A 23,847-nucleotide genomic window follows, 5' to 3' on the forward strand; every position below is an offset into this window, starting at 1 on the left:
CGGGTTAGCGAAGCGTAACCCGCCGTTTTCGCCGCAGCAGTCGTGTAAATTGGCGGATTACGCTGGCGCTAATCCGCCCTACGGCCTCAATGCCCGGCAACTCGCCTAGCAGCAGCATTGTTCAGCACGATCAGAGCGTCGACCGCTACGCCCGTCCTGGTGTTGATCAGGAACGGGTTGATATCGATCGAGGCGATCCGGTCGCCGGCATCCGCGATCAAATTGGACAGGCCGACCAGCGCCTTCACCGCGGAGGCCTCGTGCAGGGCCGGCTTGCCGCGATAGCCGCGCAGTTTGATGCCGGCCTTGGTGCGGCCGATCAGGAGCCGCGCCTCGGCTTCGTCCAAGGGCGCGCCGGCCAGCGCGACGTCTTTCATCAGCTCGATGTCGATGCCGCCGGTGCCGAACAGCACGACAGGTCCCATCTCGGCATCGAGCGAGGCGCCGACGACGAGCTCGAGCTCGGCCTTGACCTGCTGCGAGATCAAAATGCCGTCCAGCTTCGGCTTGCCCTTCAGCTTCGCGACCCGTGCGGTGATGTCAGCGAACGCCTTCTTCACCTCGGCCGCGCTGTTCAGGTTCAAAACCACGCCGCCGATGTCGGATTTGTGCAGGATCTCGGCGCTGACGAGTTTTGCCACGACCGGAAAGCCGATCTGCTTGGCGATCTTCACCGCCTCCGCCGCGGTCTGTGCGATCGCCTCCTTCGAGATCGGAATGCCATAGGCCTTCAGCAGCTTCTTCGAGGCGACCTCGTCGAGCGCGGCACCGCTCGCCGATTTCAGCGCCTTCTCCAGCACGGCGCGCGCGGCAGGCTTCGAGCTCGAGACGATATCAGGCACCTCCTTGCGCAGCCTGGCGTAGTCGAGCAGCGACTTGATCGCGGTCACCGCCCGGTCCATGCCCTGCATGACCGCGAGATGCGGCAGCGATTTGCGCAAGGTCTTGGTGAACTCGGTGAAGCCGATCGACATCGCGCTGATATAGATCACGGGCTTGCCGCCCTGGCGCGCCATGTCGTCGACGATACGCAAATTGCGCTCGCGCAGCTCGTGCGGAGCTTTCGGCAGCTCGGCATCCACGATGACGATGTCGATATCGGGATCGTCGATCATCAGCTTGATCGACTTCATGTAGACGGAAGGATCGACTACCGCGGCAAAGCCGGCGTCGAGCGGATTGCCGACAATCGACCCCGGGCCGAGCATCTTTGCCAGCTCGGAGCCGACGTGCGGGCTGAGCGGCGCAAAGTTCAGGCCCTCGGCATAGAAGGCATCCAGCAGCATGCCGCGCTTGCCGCCGGACAGCGTGACCGCCGCGAGCCGGTCGCCTTTGGGCACGCCGCAATGAACGAAGCATTCGGTGGTCTCGATCAGTTCGTCGAGCCCGCCGACGCGGATGACGCCTTCGCGCGTTGCAATGGCGTCGAACGTCTCGATCGAGCCTGCAAGCGCACCCGTATGTGCCATCGCCGCGGCGCGGCCACCCTCGGACGAACCGAGCTTGAGTGCGATCACGGGTTTGCTGGCAGCGCGCGCTGCCTTGCAGGCCTCGCGGAACGCCTTGGTATTGCGTACGCCTTCGAGGTAGACGACGATCACCTTGATGCTCGGATCCTCGGCGAAATAGCGCATCAGGTCCGGCGTCTCGAGCCCGGCCTCATTGCCTGATGTCACCATGTAGCCGACGCCGACACCTCGATCCTCCAGCGCTTGGCGGATCGCCATGACGATCGCGCCGGACTGTCCGGCGATCGCTACCGCGCCCTGTTCCATGGTGACGATGCGGTCGTCGATGTTGGTGAAAAGCTTCTCGCCGGCGCTCAGATTGCCGAGGCAGTTCGGGCCGGTGACGGCAAGTCCCGTCTCGCGTATCGCCGCCTGCAATTCGGCCGCGAGCTTCTGGCTTTCCTCGTCCTGCAACTCGCTGAAGCCCGAGGTGACGATGGTGGCCGACCGTGCGCCGGCGGCCGCGGCATCGCGGATCACCTGTACGGCAAAGCGCGCCGGCACCAGCACCAGAACGTGATCCGGCTTTTCCGGGAGGCTCGCAAAGTCCTTGTAGCAGGGGACGCCCCAGATGGTTTCCCGCTTGGCGTTGACCGGATAGAGGCCGCCCTCGTAACCGTACTTGATCAGGTTATTCCAGATGCGTTCGGCATAGTTGCCAGGCTTGTCGGTCGCGCCCACCAGCACGATGTTGTGCGGGTGCAGCATGGCGTGGATGCCCTTGACGATCTCTCCGGCATCGGGCGATGGAGACCATGGGCGCGGAGAAACCGATGCGGCGGGCACTTGAGCTTCCATGCGCTTCCCTCACTTCTTGTTCTTGTTGCAACGCGCGCCCGCGCGCCGGCTTCGGGGGCTGATCGTGGCCGCTCCATGCCGCGAGACGGAATGGGCAGGATCTGACGATAAGGCTAGCATCACGAGACTTTTGGCGAAAGTGCGAACGGTCCGGCAAGATGCTAGGAAACCGTGACCCTCATTCTCGCAAATGGTGATCATGCCGCTGCTGTCCATCGTGGTGCCGACCCTCGATCGTCCCGACACGCTTCGCCACGCGCTCGCGACCATGGCGTGCCAGCCTGCGGATGCAGATTGCGAGTTCATCGTTCAGAACAATGGCGGCAATCCCGAGATTGCGAAGATCGTCGCAGACCTCAGGGACGATCGCTTCAGGCATTTTGCCAGCGAGACCGTTCTGACCATGACCGACAATTGGGAGGCGGCGCTCGGCCACGCCTCGGGCGAGTACGTTGCCTTCATCGGCGACGACGACGGGCTGATGCCCTATGCATGCGCCGCGGCATCGGAGATGCTCTCCGGCCGAAACATCGATCTCCTGAGCTGGAGCGCCTACACCTATCACTGGCCGAGCTACTACCATCCAGCCTTCCGCAACCGGCTGCTCGCCGAGATCGACCTGACCTCGTCCGCACAGCGAGTTTCGTCGCGCGACGAACTGAGGCGCATCTTCGGTTTCCAGGCGAACTATGCGCATCTGCCGATGATCTACAATTCGTTCGTCCGCCGCAGCGTCATCGATCGAATGCGTGCGATCGGCGGCCGCTATTTCATCGGTCTATCGCCCGACGTGGCGTCCGGTATCGCCAACGCTGCGCTGACCGACAGTTTCATCCGTCTGTCGCGGCCGCTGAGCATGGCCGGATTCTCGCAGCACAGCACCGGTCACGCGCTGTTCTTCGAGACCACTGATCTGTTCGAGACGCCGCGAGGAGCGCGCGATTTCGGACCCATTGACGAGGATCCCCAACTTCCCGATCTCAACGCCCTCCAGCTCTTCATCGCCAAGGACATGCTTGTCCTCAAGCGTTTGCTGCTGGCGGATCACGACGAGGTGCGGCTCGACTTCAAGGCGCTGGCACAGGCGCTCGCGACCGACATCAACCATCGGCCGCCCCTGTATGATCGCACCGTGCAGACCATCGGCGAACTCGCGCGCACGCATGGGTTCGACGTCGCCGACATCATCATTCCTGCCCGCCTTGCGGACCGGCCGCCACCCGGCCGGGGTGTTCGCATGACCGGACCGAACCGTGTGGCTTACGAGCTGGATGGTTCTGCGCTTGGGCTCAATTCGATTGCGGATGCAGTGCGCGTGATCGCGCAGTTCGTTCCGGATCAGGGGCCGTTCGATCCAGCCGCTCTGAAGGCTCCCGTGTCCTCGCCGATCCTCGGCGCAAAGCAGCTCGAATTCGCGCATGGCGGAGCGGGCGTCGCCGCGTTGATCGAGGGATGGAGCGAGCCGGAGCAATGGGGCACCTGGTCCATTGCCAGGAATTGCGTGCTCCGGTTCGAGGTCCATCCCATTCCGTCACGGCCGGTTGAGCTTGTGCTGGCGTGCCGGGCCTTCGTTTCCGAGAGGAATCCGCAATTGCAGGCGGCATGCCGCGTCGGCAATGGAGCGCCGCAGCAACTGACATTCTCGAGAGAGGCGTTCGCGGGCTTGCGCAGGTTGATGCTCGATCCCGCCGCGATTGCCGCCGACGGGACGCTGACCATCAGCCTGTCGCTATCCGATCCACGCTCGCCCGCGGATCTCGGACTGAGCCCCGACGCGCGACCTCTCGGCATCGGGCTCGAGCGGATCTGGCTCGATCACGATGTCCATGCGGCACGAGGTGGGTGATCGCCGCCCGCTCAGTATCCCAGCAGGCTCAGCTTGTGGGCGTAGTGAAAGATGACCTGCCTCGCGAGATAGGGGGCGATGGCGCGGCGAATCTGAATCTGTGTCGGATCGAAGCCGAGAGCGCGGCGCCGCAGGATGCCCATCTCCCGGACGCCGATCGCGTAGGTCGATGCCGTCTTCTGGGCATCATGGATTCGGAAGCAGGCGAGAAATCGCGGCAGGCGCACGAATTTGAATCCCGCGGCCTGCGCCCGCAGGATGAAGTCCCAATCCATCGCGTAGTGGAAGCTCTCGTCGATCGGACCGATCCTGTCCCATACGCGCCTGCGCCAGAACATCGTCTCCTGCGGGATATAGTCGGCATATTGCAGCGCGCGCCCGTCATGGGGCGGCAGCACGGCACGGCCCACCTCGAGTCCCTCGCGATCGACGAAGACGCGATGGCCATAGACGATGTCGACATGCGGATGCGACGTGAAGTAGTTGGCGACATAGGCCAGCGTCCCCGGCAGCAGCATGTCGTCGCTGTTGAGATAGGCCATGATCTCGCTGTCGACGCCGGCGAAGCCGAGATTGATGGCGTTCGATTGCCCGCTGTCAGGTTCGCTCTTCCAGCTGATGCTCTCGCCGCGGCCCTTCAGGAGATCAGCCGTGCCGTCGATCGAGGCGCCGTCCTGCACGTGGTAATACAGGTTCGGATAGTTCTGGCTCACGATGCTGTCGATCGTGGCGCCGAGATATTGCGCGTGGTTGTAGCTCGGCGTGACCATCGCGATCCGCGGTGCATTCTCATGGATCGAGGGTGCTGGCGGGAAAGCCCTTAGGTTGAGCAGGCGCGGTGGATATTGCTCGAAGGTCCACATCGGCGGACGCCGCCAGAGGCTCCGAAGCGAGGATCGTCTTTGCCCGGCGGCGATGAGATCCTGATTCCTTTCGAGCAGCGCGACGCGATTTTCGAGCTGCTCCAATCGCTGTTCGAGGCGCTGCCTGAACTCGTCGTCCATCTATCGAGCTTTCGCAAATTACAACGTCCAAAAACAATGGAACCTTCTTACAGGTCTCTGGTCGGCGGCGCCAGTTCACGGTCGCGTCAAACGCGATGGCCCGGCGTGTCCGGCGCGCTTTGAGAAGGCTCGATCGTTTCCGGATGGGTCGATTGCGAACCGCTATTCACGCGTTACGATCAAGGTGGCATGCAGGACGTAGCGCTCCGGGCCGGACGTAACGGCGTCGAACGGCCAGCAGGTCGCGAGCACGAGTTCCACGCCCTGCGTCGAGGGGGCGATGCCCGACGCGTCGAATCGGACAACGGCCGAAGAATCCGCCCGATAGTGAAAATGCTTGCCGTCGCGGCGGGTGACCTCAATGACGTCTCCGACGGCAACATTCCGCAAGAAGCGGAAATGGGTGTCACGATGCGCGGCGTATACGGCAACTCCACGCTCGCCGGCATCAACCGTTTGATGGATGTGGCCCGGCCCGAAGGCGAGCGCCTGGCCGCTCGTACCTTCCAGCACGATCGCGCTGGCGCCAATCCGCTTCACTTCGATCCGCGCGACCGGCCAGGTATCGGCCCATGCCCATGGTTTGATCGCCTCGCCCGTCGCAAGGCTCTTGTCGAACGCGCGCTCCAGCAGCACCTGCGCCAGCCACGCCTTGGCATGGATGTAGGCGCCGTCGCCGAACAGGATGAGTCCGATCAGTGCCAGAACCAGGGGAGATAAGAGGCGGAGCATGACATCTACTCTCGTCACTTCGCTCTTCACAATGACAGAGAAAAAGGCGCGCGCGGCCGTTGGTATGGGACGGGCAGCCGCGCGCGCTAACAGAGGAGCTCGGGGAGGCTCCTCTCTCAAGCGGCGTCGGTGAGCAAGAGCCGACGCCGGTTGAACACGAACAGGATCAGGGCGAGCACGATCAGGACCAGGCCTGCGATCATCTTCAGCTCGGCTGAAGTTGCTGTCTTGGGCAGACGGATCGCGTCAGGCCCTGCGGGTGTCGGACGCCGCGCGGCCGGTGAGGTGCGCGCATCGGCGTGGCGTTCACGCAAGTGTGCCGGGACCTGCGGCCGTTCGCCGAACACCTTCTCGAACTGCCAGCCGGCGGGCAGGTTGATCGGCAATTCGCTGAGCTTGAGCGGCGCGCCTTCGGGCCGACTTGGCGTCTTGTCGACGGCGACAAGGCTGGTCAGGCGCGTGACGATCTGATGGTCGAGCGCCAGCGCCAGGATCGCCTTGTCGGCTTCCTCGGGCGCGAGCTCCCGCATGGCGCGCGCCACTTCGGCATCACCGATCTTGCGCCTGGCCCAGAGTTTCGACAGGCCGTTGCCTTCGGCGGCATTTTGCAGCGGCAGGGTTACCGACCATGGACGGTCGCCGACGCGGCCCCTGATCTCGAGCGAGCCCGCGAGCTTGTCGAGCTTTGCCGCCAGCACCAGCGGCTCGTCGCGATAGACGTCGGGGATGATCGCCGGGGTGATGTCGGCGTTGGCCTCGGAGAATTTCGCGGTAAGGCCGGTTACGGCCGGGTTTTCCAGCTTGGCGAACAAGCCGCGCATGCGCTCCTCCACCTGCTCGACGGAACCGATATGGGTGAAGGCACCACGGCCGAGCTCGGCGGCGCGTGTCATGAGATAGGTGTTGGGCGCCGACCCGATGCCGACCATGAAGACGCGCGAGCGGCCGCGCATCGCCGTGATCGTTTCGAACAATTGCTGTTCGTTGCCGATTGCGCCGTCGGTCAGGAAGACGACCTGGCGAACCATGCCGGTGTCGCCGAGCTTGTCGGCCAGCGCGGCGCGCATTGCCGGCACCATCTCGGTGCCGCCGCGTGCCTGCAACGCGCTCACGAACGAGGTGGCATCACCGACATGGGCCGCGTCTGCCGGCACGGAATCGGGAAACAGCACATCCATGGTATCGTCGAAACGGATGACGTTGAAGTGGTCGGTCGGCTGGAGCCGCGACAGAGCGTAGGCGAGGCTCGCCTTGGCCTGGACGATCGACGTGCCGCCCATCGAGCCCGAATTGTCGATCACGAACACGACCTCACGCGGCAATGGCTTTTGTGTCGTCTGTTCTGCGCTGGGCGGAGTGACGAAGGCGAGCAGGTAGTCGGCGTCGCCGACATGTTCACGGAACAGGCCGACCGACGGCGCCTTCTCGGCGGCGGGCTTCCAGGTCAGCTCGAAGTCGCGGTCGGCGGGGACCGCGCCGTCGGCGAGCGTAATGACGCGATCCGTGTTGTCCGGACTTTCGACCTTGACCTTATGGTGGTAGCTCTTGACCTCGCCGAGCGCGAAGCCGGCCTTCAGGCGCACCGTGATGCTGGTCGGATTGACCGGTGCATTCCTGGCGGGATCCAGCACAGGCGGCGAGATGCGGTCACGGTCCGGGACCGGGTCCGAGGTCGCCGCGCCCCAGCCCGATCCGTCCTTGCGGAAGTCGACGCTCTGGACGATCGGCGCCGGATTGTAGCGCGGTCCGACCACCAGCGGCAGGCGCAGCGAATATTCGTTGCCGGATTGATGCACGGGTTCCTGATATTCGATCTGCACCAGCACGGTCTCGCCGGGGCCGATATTGGCAACCGAATTGGTGAAGATGTTCGGCCGCTCCTGCTCGGTGAGCGCGGCTCGCTGACCGGTGCGGCGCGCCTCTTCGTAGATCACGCGGGCCTGCTGCCGCTCCTTGATGTCTCCGACGATGACGCGGTCGCCGACCACCATCTTCAGCGTATCGACGGCGCCGCCGGCCGCGAGCGGATAGACATAGGTTGCTTCGACCCAGTCCTTGGTCGGGTTGCGGAAGATTTGGGTGACGCGCGCGCGCAGCGTCGGGCCCGAGACCGTGATGTCGATGTCGGTGCCGAGGCGGATCGCTTCGGTGGTGGTGCCATCCTCCTTGAGGAAGAGGGAGCCGGACTTGGCGTCGCCGGGCTGAAGCAGGCTGGCCTGATCTGTCGTGGCCGACCAACTGGTCCCGAAGCTGACGAGCAGGGCCACGAAGGCCATCAGCATCACCGCGATGCCCTGCGCGAGAAGAAACAATCCGAGCTTGATCAGCCCCTTCAACATGGGGTGCTCGTCGTTGTCGGCTGTGTCGTAGGTGTCCATTGGCCTGCTCCCGAAAGGACGTTTGCTGGCTCTGAGCATTCGCTGGGAGGGGCCGATTTCGCGAGCAGAATGATCGGTCATGTTCCGCCGCGGCCGGCCCGGGCAGGCCGCCGTGGGGCGCCCATGTGCGGTTTTGTGCTGGTTTGTCCGCCCTGCTAGAATGGCCGTGCTGGAGCAGGGTTAGCGATGCAGATTCAGGACAAATTCGCCGACAAGCAGCTTTCGGACGAGCAGAGCCGCGAGATCGCCGAGACCATTCGCGAGGAGCTCGCCAGACGCCGGATCTCCCGGCAGACGCTGGCCGAGCAGGCCAAGCTCAGCCTGTCGACGCTGGAGAAGGTGCTCGGCGGCCGACGGCCGTTTACGCTGGCGACGACGGTCCGGCTGGAGCAGGCGCTGGGCGTCTCCTTGCGGAAGAGTCCCGTCGTGGCGGCGCCTCAGGCCGCCAACGATGTCGCTCCCGACAGTCTTGGCTCCTATGCGCATCGCGCCGTGACCTGGCTCGAGGACGTCTACATCACGCTGCGGCCGTCGTTCGGCGACAAGGACGCGATCTTCGCGTACCGCACCGAGATCGTCTGGGAGCCGAAAGTGTCTTCGCTGGTCTTTCGGGAGGGCGATCGCACCGATACCGCCTACGAGCATACCGGCGAGGTCGCCGTCCCGCATCAGTCAGGCTTCATCTACCTCGTCATCATCAAGCACGGCCAGCATCGCGTGATCACAGTGTCGCGGCCGACGGTCGCCGGCGAGATGTACGGCATCATCTCGACGCTCCGCGCCGGGCCTGGTTCACAGCTCACGCCGATCGCAGCGCCGATCGCCTACGTACCGCTCCGGAACGTCCCGAAGCCATCGCTGGGGAGGGTCGGGCCCGGCGACGCCAACCATGCGTTGTACGGAAAGCATCTGCGCCGCACGGTGGAAGAATCCTTCGCACTGTTTCTGTCGGTATAGTCCGCAAGAAAGAATCCGGAATGGCGTTGCCTGCGTCTATAAGGGGGTATGCAGAACGCGCGCGCCCCATGCCTCGGCGAATCTCCGCTGTTCTCCATCATCATCCCGCTCGAATATCATCGCGGGCAATGGGAGCAGTCCTGGCTCGGCTGGACATCGCAGACCGCGGACAAGTCGCTTTACGAAATCATCCTGGTCGTGCCACCGGATTTCAAGACGCGCGAGGCGTTGAAGGCGCTGGCCGGCGACGAGGCTCGCCTCGAGTTCACTGATTCCGAACACGATATCGGGCTGTGCGCATTCGGCGCAACCAAAGCCCGCGGCAGCTATCTGTTCTTCACCGAATCGCACTGCTGGCCCGCGCCCGATGTGATCGAGCTGTGCATCCGCGCCATCGAGGCTCATCCCGAGTGGGCCGGCTTTTCCTGCCATTCGGTTCCGATCTGCCACAATCGATTGTCCGTGGCGGAGGCTGCGATGTATCAGGCCGACATCGAGTTCGGCATGAAGCGGCATCCCTGGCGCAAAGTGCTTGATCAGTGCTTCGTGACGCGGCGCGACGTCTATTGGGAATGCGGCGGCCTGCGCGAGGAGCTCGGCCATTTCGCCGAATGGGTGCTGGCTGCGGCATATCACGCGAGAGGCCATACCATTGGTTATCTGCAAGAGGCGCGCTTCCATCACTATTACATAGGCAAGATCGGCGAGCTGAAGACGTTCACGCTCGATTTCGTTCGGGGCGAGATCCGCTATCTCGGCGAGGCGCACCGTGATCCCGGTAGCGAGTTGCTGGAAGTGCCCACCGAGTGGAGCAAGCGCGACGATTTCGACACCGCGCTTGCGCGGAGTGCCCTCGGCGCACGGATGCGATCCGCTCGAGTGAACGGCGAAAGCGTGCAGGCGCTCGGGCGCTGGGGCGTGATCGCGTTGGTCGGCGGCCGCTCTGCGCGCAGTTCAGCGCGCCTCTCCGCAGTCTATGCCCGCTGTGTGCTGACCATGCTCACCATGGGCGGCTCTCCCGACAGCATCGCGCGTTGGCTGAAGCGCTATATCGCCTCACTGATTCACTTTCAGCGCCTCGATTGCATTCAGGGCGGCAGCGAGCCCGCTGGCACGAAGCTGTCACGTCTCGGGGATGAGGTGATGGCGCAAGCCGGCTTCCACGCGTGCGAGGTCTGGCAGGGCCACAGCTTTCGCTGGAGTGAGCCGGAAGCTGCCTTGCGGATCAAGGTGTCGCCCGGACGCAGCATCATCCGCATCGTATCGCCCGAGATACGCGAGCCTTTGGATCGAATCGGGGTAAGGTTTTATCTCGACGGCATGCGGGTCGCCGATGCAGCGATCGCGATCGACGCCGGTGCTTTCGTCCTGCAACTCGATCGACCGTCATCAGGCACGGCGATACTGGCATGGACATGTCCGCGCTTTGCGGCCGCCGGCGACGATCGCCGGCTGGGTCTGCCGGTGGCGGAGATCCGCATGCCGGGGGGCGAAGGCGCGAACCGCGCGCCATCGCCCACGGCCATCATGTGCAACTAACCGCCCGTTTCGGCGCTGATGATATCGCCGAACAGCTCCCACTGGCCGGCCTTGAAGCGGATCATCTTGAGCTGCTCGATCGGCGCGAAATCGTTGGCGCCGGTGTTGATCTTGATGCCGGGGATCAGCGTATCGGGCGTAAAGTCCTTCAGGCTGGCGGCCTGCTTCATCACGTTCTCTCGCGTCAGATTGTCTCCGCACTGCTTCAGCGTCTGCGCCAGGGTCTGCGCTGCGGCATAGCCGTAGACGAGGTTGGTGTCGGAGACGTTGGCGCCCGGCATGTATTTGTCGATGAAGGCGAGAAATTTCTTCATGCCTTCGTCGTCCTTCCATTGCGGATCGGACGCGTCCTTCAGATAGGTCGCCGACAGCACGCCTTCCGACGCGTCGAGGCCCGCGGGTCTCATCACGGCGCCGATCGAGATCGAGACGTCGGTCATCACATGCATCGGCTTCCATTCGAGCTCGGCGATCTTCTTGATCGCCTGTGCCGCGAATTTCGGCGTCGAGATGTTGACGAAGACGTTGGCGCCGGTTCCCTTCAGCTTGACGATGTGGGAATCGATCGACGGCTCGGTGGTCTCGTAGCTCTCCTCCGCGACGACCAGCGAGGAGGCCTTGTCGCCGAAGATCTCCTTGATGCCGGCGACGTAGTCCTTGCCGAAATCGTCATTGGCATAGAAGATCGCGACCTTGGCATCTGGCTTGGCCTGCAGGATGTATTTGGCGAAGATCCGCGCCTCGACCCGGTAGCTGGGCTGGAAGCCCATGGTCCAGGGAAAATTCTTCGGGTCGTTCCACTTGCTGGCGCCGGTGGCGAGGAACAGCTGCGGCACCTTCTTGGCATTGTGATATTTCTGCACGGCGGTCTGGGTCGGGGTGCCCAGCGCGTTGAAGATCAGGAATACTTCGTCGCTCTCGATCAGCTTGCGGACCTGCTCCACGGTCTTGGGCGGCGAATAGCCGTCATCGTAGGAGATCCAGTTGATCTTGCGGCCGTTGATGCCGCCCTGGTCGTTGACCATCTTGAAATAGGCTTCCTCGGTCTTGCCGATGATGCCGTAGGCGGAGGCCGGACCGGAATAGGCCTCGACGTTGCCGATCTTGATCTCGGTGTCGCTGGCGCCGGTGTCGTATTTCTTCTGCGCGAAAGCGCCCTGGGTGGAGAGTAGCGTCAGGGCAGTTGCCGCGGCGAGCAGGACGAGTTTCTTGTTCTTCATGGAAATTCCTTGGGGTTTCTTGTTGGGTCGAGCAGGCACTTCAAAAAAGAAAAAGCGCCCGCGAGGGGCGCTTGGGTCAGGCGTTGGCGACTTTCTTGTCGACTTCGGAGGCCACCGAGAACTCCTTGCGCAAGGTCGGCTTGTGGATCTTGCCCGTGGCGTTGCGCGGCAGCGCGTCGACGAAGCGGATCTGGCGCGGACATTTGAAGCGCGCCAGATTGGCCGCGCAATGCGCGAGGACATCGACCTCGGTCAGCTTTTGGCCCGGCTTGACCGCGACGATAGCAAGGCCCACTTCGCCCCATTGGGGATCGGAAATGCCGATCACGGCAGCTTCGGCAACGGCCGCGAGCTGATGCAGGACGTTCTCGACCTCGGCCGGATAGACGTTCTCGCCGCCGGAGATGTACATGTCCTTCCAGCGGTCGACGATGTAGTAAAAGCCCTCCTCGTCGACGCGCGTCGCGTCACCGGTGTGCAGCCAGCCGTCGGTGAAGGAGGTCTTGTTCGCCTCCGGCCTGTTCCAGTAGCCCGGCGTGATGTTCGGCCCCTTGACCCAGAGCTCACCGAGCTCGCCGACGTCGGCATCGCTGCCGTCAGGGCGCACGATGCGCACTTCGGTGTGCAGCACGGGCTTGCCGGCGGAGCCGGCTTTGCGCGCCGCATCCTCGCGGTCGAGCACCAGCACGGCCGGCGAGGTCTCGGTCATGCCGTAGCCCTGCTGGAGCGCGACGCCGCGCGCCTCCCACACTTTCAAGAGCGGCACCGGCATCGGTGCGCCGCCGACGCCGCCGACGATCAGCCGGCCGAGATCGGTCGTCGCGAAGGCGGGGTGCTGCGCCATGAACTGGTAGATCGCGGGCACGCCGAAGAACACGTTGATGCCCTGCGCGGGGTCGTTGATCAGGCCGAGCGCGGTGCCGGGATCGAAGGCGCGCATGATCATCACGGTGCCGCCGGCATGCAGCACCGGATTGGTGTAGCAATTCAGCCCGCCGGTATGGAACAGCGGCAGCACGGTGAGCAGCACCGAGGACGGACCGATACAGGCGGGGCCGCCGAGATTGACGCAATTCCAGAAGGTCATGCCATGGGTGATGGTCGCGCCCTTCGGATGTCCCGTCGTGCCCGACGTGTACATGATGGTCGAGACGTCATCGAGCGTGACCTGCTCGATCGCCTCGAGCGGCTTTGCGCCGGCGATCCCGGCCTCATAGGCCCCGCCGGGCCCGAGCAGCAGGCTGGTCGCAATGCCGCACAGCTTTGCGACGCTGAGCGCGGTCTCGGTGAGATCGGCGTCGTGGATCATCACCTTCGGTGCGCAGTCGCCGGTGATGAACTGAAGCTCGGGAACGGTGAGCCGAGTGTTCAGCGGCACGAAGATCGCGCCCAGGCGGCCGCAGGCGAACTGCACCTCCAGCGTATCGGTCGTGTTCAGGGCCAGCACCGCGACGCGGTCGCCGCGTGAGACGTTCAGCGTATGGCGCAGGAATGAGGCGAGGCGCGAGACGCGGGCGTCCAGCTGTGCATAGGTGAAGCGGCGCTCGCTCGCAAGATCGACCAGCGCGACCTTGTCAGGCGTGCGGCGGCCATGGTGAACGATCCAGTCGTAGTAACGAACGGCCAAGAATTCCTCCCTCGGCGGCCTTTGCCGCCAGCATCCCTATTGCCGTGCACCATGCCCGGCGTGGCCCTGGGGCCAGCCGGAGTTGGTGCATCGACGTCTTTTTTTGATTTGGAGTTGGCGCGCGAGGGGTCAAAATCGTCTTGCGTTGAGTTGCTAGGCCATGGCCTGCGCCGCAGTGGTTCTTTGGTCAGCCACTCTGCGCAAGTGAGCAGCCGATGTTCCGGCCATGGTGAACGAGACGAATCCGTCCGCGAGGCGAGACTGCGATGAAGAGCCCGTTCTATACCGCCGAGCACGATGCCTTCCGCGAAATGATGCGCCGCTTCGTCGAGAAGGAGATCTCCCCGTTCGCCCATGAGTGGGACGAGGCTGGCGAATTCCCGCGCGCGCTCTATCGCAAGGCGGCCGAGATCGGCCTGTTGGGGCTGGGATTCCCCGAGGAATATGGCGGGATTGCTGCCGACCAGTTCATGAAGATCGTGGCCAGTCAGGAGCTGGCGCGCGCGGGCGCCGGCGGCGTCAGCGCCAGCCTGATGAGTCACACCATCGGCTCGCCACCGATTGCGCGGGCGGCACGGCCGGAGGTAAAGGCACGCGTGCTGCCGCAGGTGCTGTCAGGCGACAAGATCTCCGCGCTCGCGATCACCGAGCCGGGCGGCGGCTCCGATGTCGCGAACCTCGCCACAAGGGCGCGGCGCGACGGCGATCACTACGTCGTGAGCGGTGAGAAGACCTTCATCACCTCGGGGATGCGCGCCGACTATCTGACCGTTGCGGTGCGCACGGGCGGCGAAGGTGCCGGCGGCGTCAGCCTGCTTCTGATCGAGGGCGATACGCCCGGCCTGTCGCGCACGAAGCTGAAGAAGATGGGCTGGTGGGCCTCCGATACCGCGACGCTGCATTTCGACCAATGCCGCGTCCCGGCCGAAAACCTGATCGGCGAGGAAGGCCAGGGCTTTAAGATCATCATGCAGAATTTCAACAGCGAGCGCATGGGCATGGCGGCCGGCTGCACCGCCTTCGCGCGGGTTTGCCTGGACGAGGCGATCGCCTACGCCAAGGAGCGCAAGACGTTTGGCAAGCCGCTGGCGCAGCACCAGGTCATCAGGCACAAGATCGTCGACATGGCGCAGAAGGTGGCGGTGTCACAGGCGATGCTGGAGATGCTGGCCTGGCGGCTCGAGCAGGGCGAGAGCCCGGTCGCCGAAATCTGCATGATGAAGAACCAGGCGACGCAGACCATGGCCTTCTGCGCCTCGGAAGCCGTACAGATCTTCGGCGGCGCCGGCTTCATGCGCGGCATCAAGGCCGAGCGCATCTACCGCGAGGTCAAGGTCAACGCCATCGGCGGCGGGACCGAGGAGATCATGAAGGATCTGGCATCGCGGCAGATGGGGTTGTGATCACCACCGTGGGGCGACGCCAAGCGCCGAACTGCGATGCGCAATTGCGCATCGGAGAATCTCGACATTGTAGGACCTGATCTCTGGATTCCGGGTTCGCGCTTCGCGCGCCCCGGAATGACAAAGGGGAAAGAATGCTATTCACCGCCGACCATGACGACATTCGCCGTAGCTTACAAAAGTTCATCGCCAACGAGATCAATCCTCATGTCGATGAATGGGAAAAGGCCGACATCTTCCCAGCGCACGAGCTGTTCAAGAAGATGGGCAGCCTCGGCTTCCTCGGCCTGAACAAGCCCGTGGAGTTCGGCGGCTCCGGCCTCGACTACTCCTACGCGCTGATGATGGCGGAGGAGCTGGGTGCCATCACCTGCGGCGGCGTGCCGATGGCGATCGGGGTGCAGACCGACATGGCGACGCCCGCGCTGGCGCGGTTCGGCTCGGATGAGGTGCGCCGCGAGTTCCTGGCGCCCTCGATCTCGGGCGATTTCGTCGCTTGCATCGGCGTCTCCGAGCCCGGTGCGGGCTCCGACGTGGCCTCGATCAAGACCCAGGCGCGCTCCGACGGCGACGATTATGTCATCACCGGCGGCAAGATGTGGATCACCAACGGCACCCAGGCCGACTGGATCTGCCTGCTCGCCAACACCGGCGACGGGCCCGTTCACCGCAACAAGTCGCTGATCTGCGTGCCCATGAAGAGCAAGGGCGTCACCGTCGCCCGCAAGCTCGACAAGATGGGCATGCGCTCCTCCGACACCGCGCAGATCTTCTTCGACAATGTCCGCGTGCCCAAGCGCAACCGGATCGGCGAGGAGGGCAAGGGCTTTACCTATCAGATGATTCAATTCCAGGAGGAGCGGCTCTGGGGCGCGGCGGCCTGCCTGAAGGCGCATGAATACATCATCGATCAGACCGTCGGGTACACCCGCAACCGCAAGGCCTTCGGGAAGTCGATCCTCGACAACCAGGTGGTACACTTCAAGCTGGCGGAGATGCAGACCGAGGTCGAGCTGCTGCGCGCGCTGATCTATCGGGCTGCCGAGCAGCTGGTGGCCGGCGAGGACGTGACGAAGCTCGCCACCATGGCCAAGCTCAAGGCCGGCCGGCTCGGCCGCGAGCTCACCGACGCCTGCTTGCAATATTGGGGCGGAATGGGCTTTACCAACGAGACGCCGGTCAGCCGCGCCTATCGCGACAGCCGCCTGACCTCGATCGGCGGCGGTGCCGATGAGGTCATGCTGATGGTCCTGTGCAAGATGATGGGCACGCTGCCCGGCAGCAAAGGAAACGCCTGATGATAACGCTCTATCACTGCGACGCCGCGCGCTCGTTCCGCCCGCTCTGGATGCTGGAGGAGATGGGGCTGCCGTATGAGCTGAAGATGCTGCCATTCCCGCCGCGGGTCTTCGCCAAGGAATATCTCGCGCTCAATCCGCTCGGCACGATTCCCTTCATGGTCGACGGCGAGACGAAGATGACCGAATCCTCCGGCATCTGCCACTATCTCGGCATCAAGCATGGCCCGACGCCGCTGATGGTCGGGCCGGAAGATCCCGCCTATGGCGCGTTCCTGAACTGGATGTATTTCAGCGACGCCACGTTAACCTTCCCGCAGACGCTGGTGCTCCGATACACCCAGCTCGAGCCGGAGGAGCGGCGCAATCCGCAGGTCGCCGGCGACTATGCAAAATGGTTCCTGGGCCGGTTGCGCGCCGTCGAGGCCGCGACGGCTAATGCCGAAACATTGTGCGCCGGCCGCTTCACCGCCGCTGACATTGTCATCGGTTATGCGCTTCGGCTGGCCGACAACATCGGGCTTGCCAAGGATTTTGGGCCAAATGTCGCAGCCTATTGGGCCCGCCTGCAGCAGCGCGACGGTTTCAAGTGTGCGGTTGCTGCGGAACAGAAGGCTGGCGCCGAGCAGAATGTTGCACCGCGCGTGAGGGCGTAAACCTCCGCGCGTCGAGACTATAGTCTCACGATGGTTCCGGACGGGCGCATCGCTGTCCTGGAATGCCAATGCTTTGCGCTCGATGACAGCGCTATCCCGTCGTGACAGCGCCCAAATTTCCGCTAAGGTGACCTCCGTCCGCAGCGGCCAGAGAGCCGCGCGAGGAGGACCCCAATGGAAGATAAAGGTCGCGAATCCGACCATCTGATGCTGATCACGCCGGAGCGGGTATTCTATGCCGGCCTGCTCGGGCGCCCTCGCAAGCGGACCCCCGGCTGCTGCCATATCTACGTCGCGGTGAAAGGCAGCCTGCACCTGACGATCGACGACGTCCACACGTCGGACGAACTGATCGTGACCCTGCCGAACCAGCGGCATTCCATCGCCAGCGACTACCGCACTGCAATCAGCGTGACCCTCGAGCCGGAAAGCATGCCGGATGGCGTGATCGAGGCCTTGGCCGGGCGGCTGCGCGGGCCGGACAAGGCTCTCTATGCCCGCAAGATCCTGGCCGCTTACGCATTGCTGCGCCAGCGTCGTTATGGCGACATCACCACCGCCGAGTTCGACGAGATGTGCTTTGGCGAGGCGCTTGCTCGCCGCGAGCTCGATCCGCGCGTGACCCGCGCCGTCGCCCGCATCGAGCGGTTCTCCGGCGAGCCGGTGACGGCCGACACTTGCGCGGCGGAGGCCGGGCTCTCGGCCTCGCGCTTCCTGCATCTGTTCAAGGAGGAGACCGGCATCTCGTTCCGCTCCTTCCGCGCCTGGAAGCGCGCACGGCATCTGCTGCACTTCGCCAACCAGGACCTCAACCTCGCCCATCTCGCGCAGGACATCGGCTATCCCGACTCCACGCATTTCAGCCATTCGATCCGCCGCTTCTACGGATTGAAGCCGCGCGCGATCTTCGTCGGATCGCGCGACCTTGCGATCTATCGCAGCACCGAGACGGTGAGGCTCGCGGAGGCGAGTTAGGCTCGCTCTCGTAGGGTGGGCAAAGGCGCTCTTGCGCCGTGCCCACCACCTCTCGGCAACTGACAAAGATGATGGGCACGCTTCGCTTTGCCCGCCCTACGAATTCGTCGTGTTTTCCAGCTTCTCCGCGCAAGAAGCCGCATGCCACCCATCCCATGATCGCAAGCGTTGAATTCTCAACGTGCGAGATATCCAAGGCATGAGCGACAAGGCCGTCATCACCTGCGCGCTGAACGGCGTGCTCACCGACCCCAAGCAGCACAATGTGCCCGTGACGCCCGAGCAGATGGCGCGCGAGGCCAAGGCTGCGTTCGACGCCGGTGCGTCCGTCATGCACATCCACCTGCGCCAGCAGGCGCCGGGCAAGGGCCATCTGCCGTCCTGGGAGGTCGCCGTCAGCAGGGAGATCCAGCAGGCGATCCGTGAAGCCTGTCCCGGCGTGATCATCAATCACACCTCGGGGGTGTCAGGGCCGAACTACTCCGGCGCGCTCGACTGCATCCGTGAGACCAAGCCGGAGATCGCCGCCTGCAACGCCGGCTCGCTGAATTATCTGAAGGTGAAGGCCGACAATACCTGGGCCTGGCCACCGATGATGTTCGACAACGCGGTCGAGAAGGTGAAGGACTATCTCGACGTCATGAACGCGGTCGGCACCATTCCCGAGTTCGAATGTTTCGACGTCGGCATCGTCCGCTGCGTCGGCATGTACACGCAGGTCGGCATGTACAAGGGACCGCTCGAGTATAATTTTGTGATGGGCGTCGCGTCGGGAATGCCTTCGGATCCGGAGCTGCTGCCGATCCTGATCAAGCTGAAACGTCCCGAGGCGCAGTTTCAGGTCACCGCGATCGGCCGCGAGGAGATCTGGCCGCTGCACCAGCGCTGCGCCGAGCTCGGTGGCCACCTGCGCACCGGTCTCGAGGACACCTTCTATCTCGCCGACGGCAAGAAGGTGACATCGAACGGCCAGCTGATCGAAGCCGTCGCCGCCTGTGCCCGCCGTGCCGGCCGCGAGATCGCGAGCCCCGCCGAGGCGCGGAAGATCTTTGGGACGAATCGCTGAATGTAGCCCCAGCCGTCATTGCGAGCGAAGCGAAGCAATCCAGAGTACATCCGCGGAAACAGACTGGATTGCTTCGTCGCTTCGCTCCTCGCAATGATGGGTAGGATAGAGTCATGTCCATTCTCGAAAACACCATCTCCCCCGGCGGCGCCGCCTACCACGCCAACCGCGACGGCATGCTCGGCCTCATCGACCGCATGCGCGCGCTGGAAGAGCGCACCCGCGCGGCGTCGGCGGCGGCGAAGGATCGCTTTCACAAGCGCGGCCAACTGCTGCCGCGCGAGCGCGTCGCGCTGGTGCTCGATCCCGGCGCGCCCTTCATCGAGCTGTCGACGCTCGCCGGCTACATGTTCGATGTACCCGACGCGACCAAGAGCGTGCCCGGCGGCGGCGTCATCGCGGGCATCGGCTTCGTCTCGGGCATTCGCTGCATGGTCAGCGCCAGCGATTCCGGCATCGATGCCGGTGCGTTGCAGCCTTACGGTCTCGACAAGACGTTGCGGGTGCAGGAGCTCGCGCTGGAGAACAAGCTGCCCTACGTGCAACTGGTCGAAAGCGCCGGCGCCAACCTGTTGCGCTACCGCGTCGAGGACTTTGTCCGCGGTGGCAACATTTTTCGCAATCTGGCGCGGCTCTCTGCGGCAGGCCTGCCCGTCGTCACCGTCACGCACGGCTCCTCGACTGCCGGCGGCGCCTATCAGACGGGTCTCTCCGACTACATCGTCATGGTGCGCGGCCGTACCCGCGCCTTCCTCGCGGGGCCGCCGCTGCTGAAGGCCGCGACCGGCGAGATCGCTACGGAAGAAGAGCTCGGTGGCGCCGAGATGCACACGCAAGTGTCCGGTCTCGGCGACTACCTCGCCGAGGACGACCGCGATGCACTGCGCATCGCGCGCGAGATCATGGCGGCGCTGCAATGGGAGCGACCGGGCAGGACGGCGTCGGAATTCAAGCCGCCGCGCTACGACCAGGACGAGCTGCTCGGCATCATGCCGATGGACCACAAGCGCTCCGTCGACATGAAGCAGGTAATCGCACGTATCGTCGACGATTCCGATTTCACCGAGATGGCGCCGAATTTCGGCCCCGCCACCGTCTGCGGCCACGCCCGCATCGAAGGACAGGCGATCGGCATCATCACCAACAACGGGCCGCTCGATCCCGCCGGCGCCAACAAGGCGACGCATTTCATCCAGGCCTGCTGCCAGACCCGCACGCCGATCCTCTATCTCAACAACACCACCGGCTACATGGTCGGCAAGGCCTATGAAGAAGCTGGCATGATCAAGCACGGCTCGAAGATGATCCAGGCGGTGACCTCGGCGACGGTGCCGCAGATCACCATCTATTGCGGCGCCTCGTTCGGCGCCGGCAATTACGGCATGTGCGGCCGCGGCTTCCATCCGCGCTTCTGCTTCTCCTGGCCGAACGCCAAGACCGCTGTGATGGGCGGCGAGCAGGCCGCCGAGACCATGGCTATCGTGACGGAAGCGGCCGCCGCGAGGCGCGGAAAGCCGGTCGAAAAGGACAAGCTCGATGCCATGAAGGCGCAGATCATCGGCGTGTTCGACGGCCAGATGGATGTATTCTCGACCAGCGCGCGCGTGCTCGACGACGGGGTGATCGATCCGCGCGACACCCGCGCGGTGCTGTCCGAAGTGCTCGCGATCTGCCGCGAGGGCGACGCGCGAACGCCGCAGCGCATGCAGTTCTCGGTGGCCCGCCCATGAGGAACGGATCAGTGCAGCACCGGCCGTTCTTCAAGGTCCTGGTCGCCAATCGCGGCGAGATCGCATTGCGCGTGATGCGCAGCGCCCGGCAGCTCGGCCTTGGCGTCGTCGCGGTCTATTCGGACGCGGATCGCGATGCGATCCATGTGCAGCAGGCGGATCAGGCCGTGGGCATCGGCGAAGCCTTGCCGGCGCAATCCTATCTCAACATCCCCGCGATCATCGCCGCGGCGAAAGCGAGCGGCGCAGATGCGGTTCATCCCGGCTACGGCTTCCTCGCCGAGAACGAGGATTTTGCGCGCGCCTGCAAGGATGCGGGCCTGATCTTCATCGGTCCCTCGCCGCAGGCGATCGAGGCGATGGGCAACAAGGCCGGCGCCAAGGAGATCATGATGAAGGCCGGCGTGCCCTGCGTGCCCGGCTATCAGGGCGCCGATCAAGGCGATGAAGTCATGCTGGCGGAGGCCAGGAAGATCGGCTTTCCTGTGATGATTAAGGCGGTCGCCGGCGGCGGCGGTCGTGGCATGCGGCTCGTGACGGACGCGGCGTCCTTCCCGGATGCGCTGCGCAGTGCGCGGTCGGAGGCGAAGGCGGCGTTCGGCGACCCCACCGTCATTCTCGAACGCGCCATTCAGAACCCGCGCCATATCGAGATCCAGGTGTTCGGCGACGGCCATGGCAGCGCCATCCATCTCGGCGAGCGCGACTGCTCGGTGCAGCGGCGGCACCAGAAGCTGATTGAGGAGGCGCCGTCGCCTGCGGTGACGCCGGTGTTGCGCGCGAAGATGGGTGAAGTCGCGGTCGCCGCGGTGAAGGCGCTGCGTTACGAAGGCGCCGGCACGCTGGAATTCCTGCTCGATGCCAGCGGCGAATTCTACTTCATGGAGATGAACACGCGTCTCCAGGTCGAGCATCCCGTGACCGAGGCGATCACCGGGCTGGATCTGGTCGAGCTGCAGCTGCGTGTCGCGCGCGGCGAGCCGCTGCCGGTGAAGCAGCAGGACGTCAAGTTCTCCGGCCATGCCATCGAGGTGCGGCTGTGCTCGGAAGATGCCGCGCATGACTTCATGCCGCAGTCGGGCCGCATGGCGCGCTGGCAGGTGCCTGACGGCATCCGCGTCGAGCACGCGCTGCGATCGGGCTCGGAGATCCCGCCGTTCTACGATTCCATGATCGCCAAGGTGATCAGCCATGGCGCCACGCGCGATGAGGCGAGGGGGCGGCTGATCGTCGGCCTCGAGCAGCTCACCGCGTTCGGCGTGACCACCAACCAGTCGTTTCTGATGTCCTGCCTCCGTCATCCCGGCTTTGCCAGGGGCGAGGCGACGACGGCCTTCATCGGCGCACACCGCGACGAGCTGCTGGCACCACGCGCGAACGCGGCATTTGACTTGGCGCTGGCGGGCCTGCTGCTCTATATCACCAACCCGCGCACACCGTCATGGCAGGGCGGGCGGAGCCTCGCTGCCACCTTTCCCCTGCCAGCGAAGATCGAGATCGCCGGTCAGACGTACGAACTCGAAGTCACGCGCGAGCGCGATGGTAGCTACACCGTTGCCATCGACGGCCGGCGAAACACATTCGAAATTGATCAACTCGACGCCGACGCCGTCCGCTTCCGCCACGATGGCTTGATGGATAGTGCAAAATTCCTGCGCGACGGCGACCGCCTCTACCTCCAGCACCGTGGCATCCCGCTCGCGGTCAGCGATCTCACGCTCGCCGCGCCGAAGGCCACTGCTGCCAATGGCGGCGACGGCAAGGTGCGCGCCGCCATGAACGGCCGCGTCGTCGCCGTCCTGGTCAAGCCGGGTGACCGCGTCACCGCTGGCCAACCGGTTCTGACGCTTGAAGCGATGAAGATGGAGCACGTCCACAAGGCCGGCGTCGACGGCGTGGTGGCGGCTATCGACGTCGCCGAAGGCGAGCAGGTGACGACGGGCAGGATCGTCGCGGAGATCGGGGCATAGTCGGCGCCACGAACTCCGCAATCGTAGGGTGGGCAAAGGCGCAAAGCGCCGTGCCCACCATCTCGCGCTAATCGCAGAAAAGTCGTGGGCACGCTCCGCTTTGCCCACCCTACGGCATCTCGCGTGCGATAGAAATTCCCTTATTATTTCAGTTGCTTAATCGCGTATTGGCGCAAGGGGGAAATTCAATTTGAAACTCGTTCATCTTCCAGCTACAAATAATGAACGTTGTTCAATTTTGGAGCCGGCATGTTGCGCGTCAATGATCCCGCCCGAGCGACCAATCCGACGCTCCCCTCGGTATCCCGCCGCTTCTCGTTCGCCGCCCCACAACTCCGCGAGAGATACCTGATTGGAGCCCTCTGCGTTCTGGCGCTGTCGGCGCTCCTTGCCCCCGCGCTGCCCGCCGCCGCTTGGCACATCCCGCACTTCGTCGACAGTCGCACCTGGCTCGGCGTGCCCAACGCAGGCGATGTGCTGAGCAATCTCGCCTTTCTCGCGATGGGCGTCTGGGGCTCGGAGCGGCTGCGCGCCCGCCATGATGCGCCAGTGGGTGCAAGCTGGTTTTTCGTCGGCCTGATCCTCACCTGCCTGGGCTCAGGCTTCTATCATCTGGACCCCGACATGCCGCAACGGCTCGTGGCTGATCGTCTCGGCATGGCGGTGGCATTCGCAGGCTTTCTGGGCATCGCGGCCAGTGAGCGCGTCAGTGTGCGCGCCGGCGAGGCGGTGCTGGTGCTGATGATGGTTGCGGGCTTGCTTGCTGCCTGGGTGGCACGCGAGAATCTCACGCCATGGGTGGTCGTGCAGTTCGGCGGCATGGCACTTGCCGTGGGACTGGCGTTGGCGCGGCCGCAGCCTGGCGCGCTCGGCGTGCCGCTCGGCGGCGTGATCTTCTTTTATGTGCTGGCGAAGCTTTTCGAACTCGGTGACGCGCTCATTTTCGAAGCGACAGGACACATCGTCTCGGGCCACACGCTCAAGCATCTGGCCGCAGCGCTGGCGGCCTGGCCGGTGATCAGCACGCTCCGCAATCGTACCGAGCGTAGGGTGGACTAGCCGGCGGCCGCGCGAAGCGCGGTCCGCTGGCGTAATCCACCTCTTTGAGCTCCGCAGAAACAGAAGTGGTGGGTTACGCCT

Annotated in this window: 17 protein-coding genes; 11 read left to right on the plus strand and 6 right to left on the minus strand. The window is 64.3% G+C overall.

Features of this window, described 5'->3' with window-relative positions; genetic code table 11:
- Positions 1-86: 86 nt before the first annotated feature.
- Positions 87-2,306 (minus strand): acetate--CoA ligase family protein, encoded by a 2,220-nt coding sequence (locus A3AS_RS0106465; protein ID WP_018316783.1) that lies wholly within the window; start codon positions 2,304-2,306, stop codon positions 87-89.
- A 199-nt stretch (positions 2,307-2,505) separates the two neighbouring features.
- On the opposite strand from A3AS_RS0106465, the gene A3AS_RS0106470 reads away from it, so the two are divergent.
- A complete protein-coding gene (locus A3AS_RS0106470) occupies positions 2,506-4,152 on the plus strand; it encodes a glycosyltransferase (RefSeq protein WP_157644217.1) in 1,647 nt (548 codons plus the stop codon).
- Positions 4,153-4,163: 11 nt separating this feature from the next.
- Here the strand turns inward: A3AS_RS0106470 and A3AS_RS0106475 are convergent, their stop codons facing one another.
- The 3 genes from A3AS_RS0106475 to A3AS_RS0106485 form a co-directional block, all read right to left on the minus strand.
- Positions 4,164-5,156 carry a glycosyltransferase gene (locus A3AS_RS0106475; RefSeq protein WP_018316785.1) on the minus strand — a complete coding sequence of 331 codons (993 nt, stop codon included), beginning with the start codon at positions 5,154-5,156 and terminating at the stop codon, positions 4,164-4,166.
- A 162-nt stretch (positions 5,157-5,318) separates the two neighbouring features.
- On the minus strand, positions 5,319-5,888 hold the full coding sequence (locus A3AS_RS0106480) for a class GN sortase (protein WP_018316786.1): 570 nt from the start codon (positions 5,886-5,888) through the stop codon (positions 5,319-5,321).
- Between the two features lie 116 nt (positions 5,889-6,004).
- Entirely contained in the window at positions 6,005-8,266 is a 2,262-nt protein-coding gene (locus A3AS_RS0106485; RefSeq protein WP_018316787.1) for a marine proteobacterial sortase target protein, read from the minus strand.
- 186 nt (positions 8,267-8,452) lie between these two features.
- On the opposite strand from A3AS_RS0106485, the gene A3AS_RS0106490 reads away from it, so the two are divergent.
- Together A3AS_RS0106490 and A3AS_RS0106495 are read left to right on the plus strand one after the other, a co-directional pair.
- On the plus strand, positions 8,453-9,223 hold the full coding sequence (locus tag A3AS_RS0106490; RefSeq protein ID WP_018316788.1) for a helix-turn-helix transcriptional regulator: 771 nt from the start codon (positions 8,453-8,455) through the stop codon (positions 9,221-9,223).
- A 48-nt stretch (positions 9,224-9,271) separates the two neighbouring features.
- A complete protein-coding gene (locus A3AS_RS0106495) occupies positions 9,272-10,762 on the plus strand; it encodes a glycosyltransferase family 2 protein (protein WP_018316789.1) in 1,491 nt (496 codons plus the stop codon).
- On the opposite strand, the gene A3AS_RS0106500 is transcribed toward A3AS_RS0106495, so the two are convergent.
- Entirely contained in the window at positions 10,759-11,982 is a 1,224-nt protein-coding gene (locus A3AS_RS0106500; RefSeq protein WP_018316790.1) for an ABC transporter substrate-binding protein, read from the minus strand. The genes A3AS_RS0106495 and A3AS_RS0106500 overlap by 4 nt on opposite strands.
- A 76-nt stretch (positions 11,983-12,058) precedes the next feature.
- Positions 12,059-13,609, minus strand: a complete 1,551-nt coding sequence (locus tag A3AS_RS0106505; protein ID WP_018316791.1) for a long-chain fatty acid--CoA ligase — start codon at positions 13,607-13,609, stop codon at positions 12,059-12,061.
- 266 nt (positions 13,610-13,875) lie between these two features.
- Between A3AS_RS0106505 and A3AS_RS0106510 the strand changes: the two genes are divergently transcribed.
- The 8 genes from A3AS_RS0106510 to A3AS_RS0106545 all read left to right on the plus strand — a co-directional run bounded on the left by A3AS_RS0106510 (position 13,876) and on the right by A3AS_RS0106545 (position 23,766).
- Positions 13,876-15,012 carry an acyl-CoA dehydrogenase family protein gene (locus tag A3AS_RS0106510; RefSeq protein WP_018316792.1) on the plus strand — a complete coding sequence of 379 codons (1,137 nt, stop codon included), beginning with the start codon at positions 13,876-13,878 and terminating at the stop codon, positions 15,010-15,012.
- Positions 15,013-15,146: 134 nt separating this feature from the next.
- The gene (locus A3AS_RS0106515; protein WP_018316793.1) at positions 15,147-16,310 is read left to right on the plus strand and encodes an acyl-CoA dehydrogenase family protein; all 1,164 of its coding nucleotides are present in this window, start codon (positions 15,147-15,149) and stop codon (positions 16,308-16,310) included.
- Complete coding sequence (locus A3AS_RS0106520; RefSeq protein ID WP_018316794.1) at positions 16,310-16,966, plus strand: glutathione S-transferase family protein; 657 nt, start codon at positions 16,310-16,312, stop codon at positions 16,964-16,966. Before A3AS_RS0106515 ends, A3AS_RS0106520 begins: the two co-directional genes overlap by 1 nt.
- 174 nt (positions 16,967-17,140) lie before the next feature.
- Positions 17,141-17,941: an AraC family transcriptional regulator gene (locus A3AS_RS0106525; RefSeq protein ID WP_018316795.1), complete on the plus strand. Its 801-nt coding sequence runs from the start codon at positions 17,141-17,143 to the stop codon at positions 17,939-17,941.
- Positions 17,942-18,140: 199 nt separating this feature from the next.
- Positions 18,141-19,007, plus strand: a complete 867-nt coding sequence (locus tag A3AS_RS0106530; protein ID WP_018316796.1) for a 3-keto-5-aminohexanoate cleavage protein — start codon at positions 18,141-18,143, stop codon at positions 19,005-19,007.
- Positions 19,008-19,120: 113 nt separating this feature from the next.
- Positions 19,121-20,737 carry an acyl-CoA carboxylase subunit beta gene (locus A3AS_RS0106535; protein WP_018316797.1) on the plus strand — a complete coding sequence of 539 codons (1,617 nt, stop codon included), beginning with the start codon at positions 19,121-19,123 and terminating at the stop codon, positions 20,735-20,737.
- On the plus strand, positions 20,734-22,707 hold the full coding sequence (locus tag A3AS_RS0106540; RefSeq protein WP_020508632.1) for an acetyl-CoA carboxylase biotin carboxylase subunit: 1,974 nt from the start codon (positions 20,734-20,736) through the stop codon (positions 22,705-22,707). Before A3AS_RS0106535 ends, A3AS_RS0106540 begins: the two co-directional genes overlap by 4 nt.
- Before the next feature lie 249 nt (positions 22,708-22,956).
- Positions 22,957-23,766 carry a hypothetical protein gene (locus A3AS_RS0106545; protein WP_018316799.1) on the plus strand — a complete coding sequence of 270 codons (810 nt, stop codon included), beginning with the start codon at positions 22,957-22,959 and terminating at the stop codon, positions 23,764-23,766.
- Positions 23,767-23,847 lie beyond the last annotated feature (81 nt).

This window comes from Bradyrhizobium sp. WSM2793 (assembly GCF_000379585.1).
GTDB lineage: Bacteria > Pseudomonadota > Alphaproteobacteria > Rhizobiales > Xanthobacteraceae > Bradyrhizobium.

What these genes read in the sequence shown, in the direction of transcription:
- A3AS_RS0106510 (WP_018316792.1), top strand. Translation starts at nt 13,876, where the DNA reads ATGAAGAGCCCGTTCTATACCGCCGAGCACGATGCCTTCCGCGAAATG.
- A3AS_RS0106480 (WP_018316786.1), bottom strand. Translation starts at nt 5,888, where the DNA reads ATGCTCCGCCTCTTATCTCCCCTGGTTCTGGCACTGATCGGACTCATC.
- A3AS_RS0106475 (WP_018316785.1), bottom strand. Translation starts at nt 5,156, where the DNA reads ATGGACGACGAGTTCAGGCAGCGCCTCGAACAGCGATTGGAGCAGCTC.
- A3AS_RS0106465 (WP_018316783.1), bottom strand. Translation starts at nt 2,306, where the DNA reads ATGGAAGCTCAAGTGCCCGCCGCATCGGTTTCTCCGCGCCCATGGTCT.
- A3AS_RS0106495 (WP_018316789.1), top strand. Translation starts at nt 9,272, where the DNA reads ATGCAGAACGCGCGCGCCCCATGCCTCGGCGAATCTCCGCTGTTCTCC.
- A3AS_RS0106485 (WP_018316787.1), bottom strand. Translation starts at nt 8,266, where the DNA reads ATGGACACCTACGACACAGCCGACAACGACGAGCACCCCATGTTGAAG.
- A3AS_RS0106515 (WP_018316793.1), top strand. Translation starts at nt 15,147, where the DNA reads ATGCTATTCACCGCCGACCATGACGACATTCGCCGTAGCTTACAAAAG.
- A3AS_RS0106545 (WP_018316799.1), top strand. Translation starts at nt 22,957, where the DNA reads ATGTTGCGCGTCAATGATCCCGCCCGAGCGACCAATCCGACGCTCCCC.
- A3AS_RS0106470 (WP_157644217.1), top strand. Translation starts at nt 2,506, where the DNA reads ATGCCGCTGCTGTCCATCGTGGTGCCGACCCTCGATCGTCCCGACACG.
- A3AS_RS0106540 (WP_020508632.1), top strand. Translation starts at nt 20,734, where the DNA reads ATGAGGAACGGATCAGTGCAGCACCGGCCGTTCTTCAAGGTCCTGGTC.
- A3AS_RS0106520 (WP_018316794.1), top strand. Translation starts at nt 16,310, where the DNA reads ATGATAACGCTCTATCACTGCGACGCCGCGCGCTCGTTCCGCCCGCTC.
- A3AS_RS0106500 (WP_018316790.1), bottom strand. Translation starts at nt 11,982, where the DNA reads ATGAAGAACAAGAAACTCGTCCTGCTCGCCGCGGCAACTGCCCTGACG.
- A3AS_RS0106530 (WP_018316796.1), top strand. Translation starts at nt 18,141, where the DNA reads ATGAGCGACAAGGCCGTCATCACCTGCGCGCTGAACGGCGTGCTCACC.
- A3AS_RS0106535 (WP_018316797.1), top strand. Translation starts at nt 19,121, where the DNA reads ATGTCCATTCTCGAAAACACCATCTCCCCCGGCGGCGCCGCCTACCAC.
- A3AS_RS0106525 (WP_018316795.1), top strand. Translation starts at nt 17,141, where the DNA reads ATGGAAGATAAAGGTCGCGAATCCGACCATCTGATGCTGATCACGCCG.
- A3AS_RS0106490 (WP_018316788.1), top strand. Translation starts at nt 8,453, where the DNA reads ATGCAGATTCAGGACAAATTCGCCGACAAGCAGCTTTCGGACGAGCAG.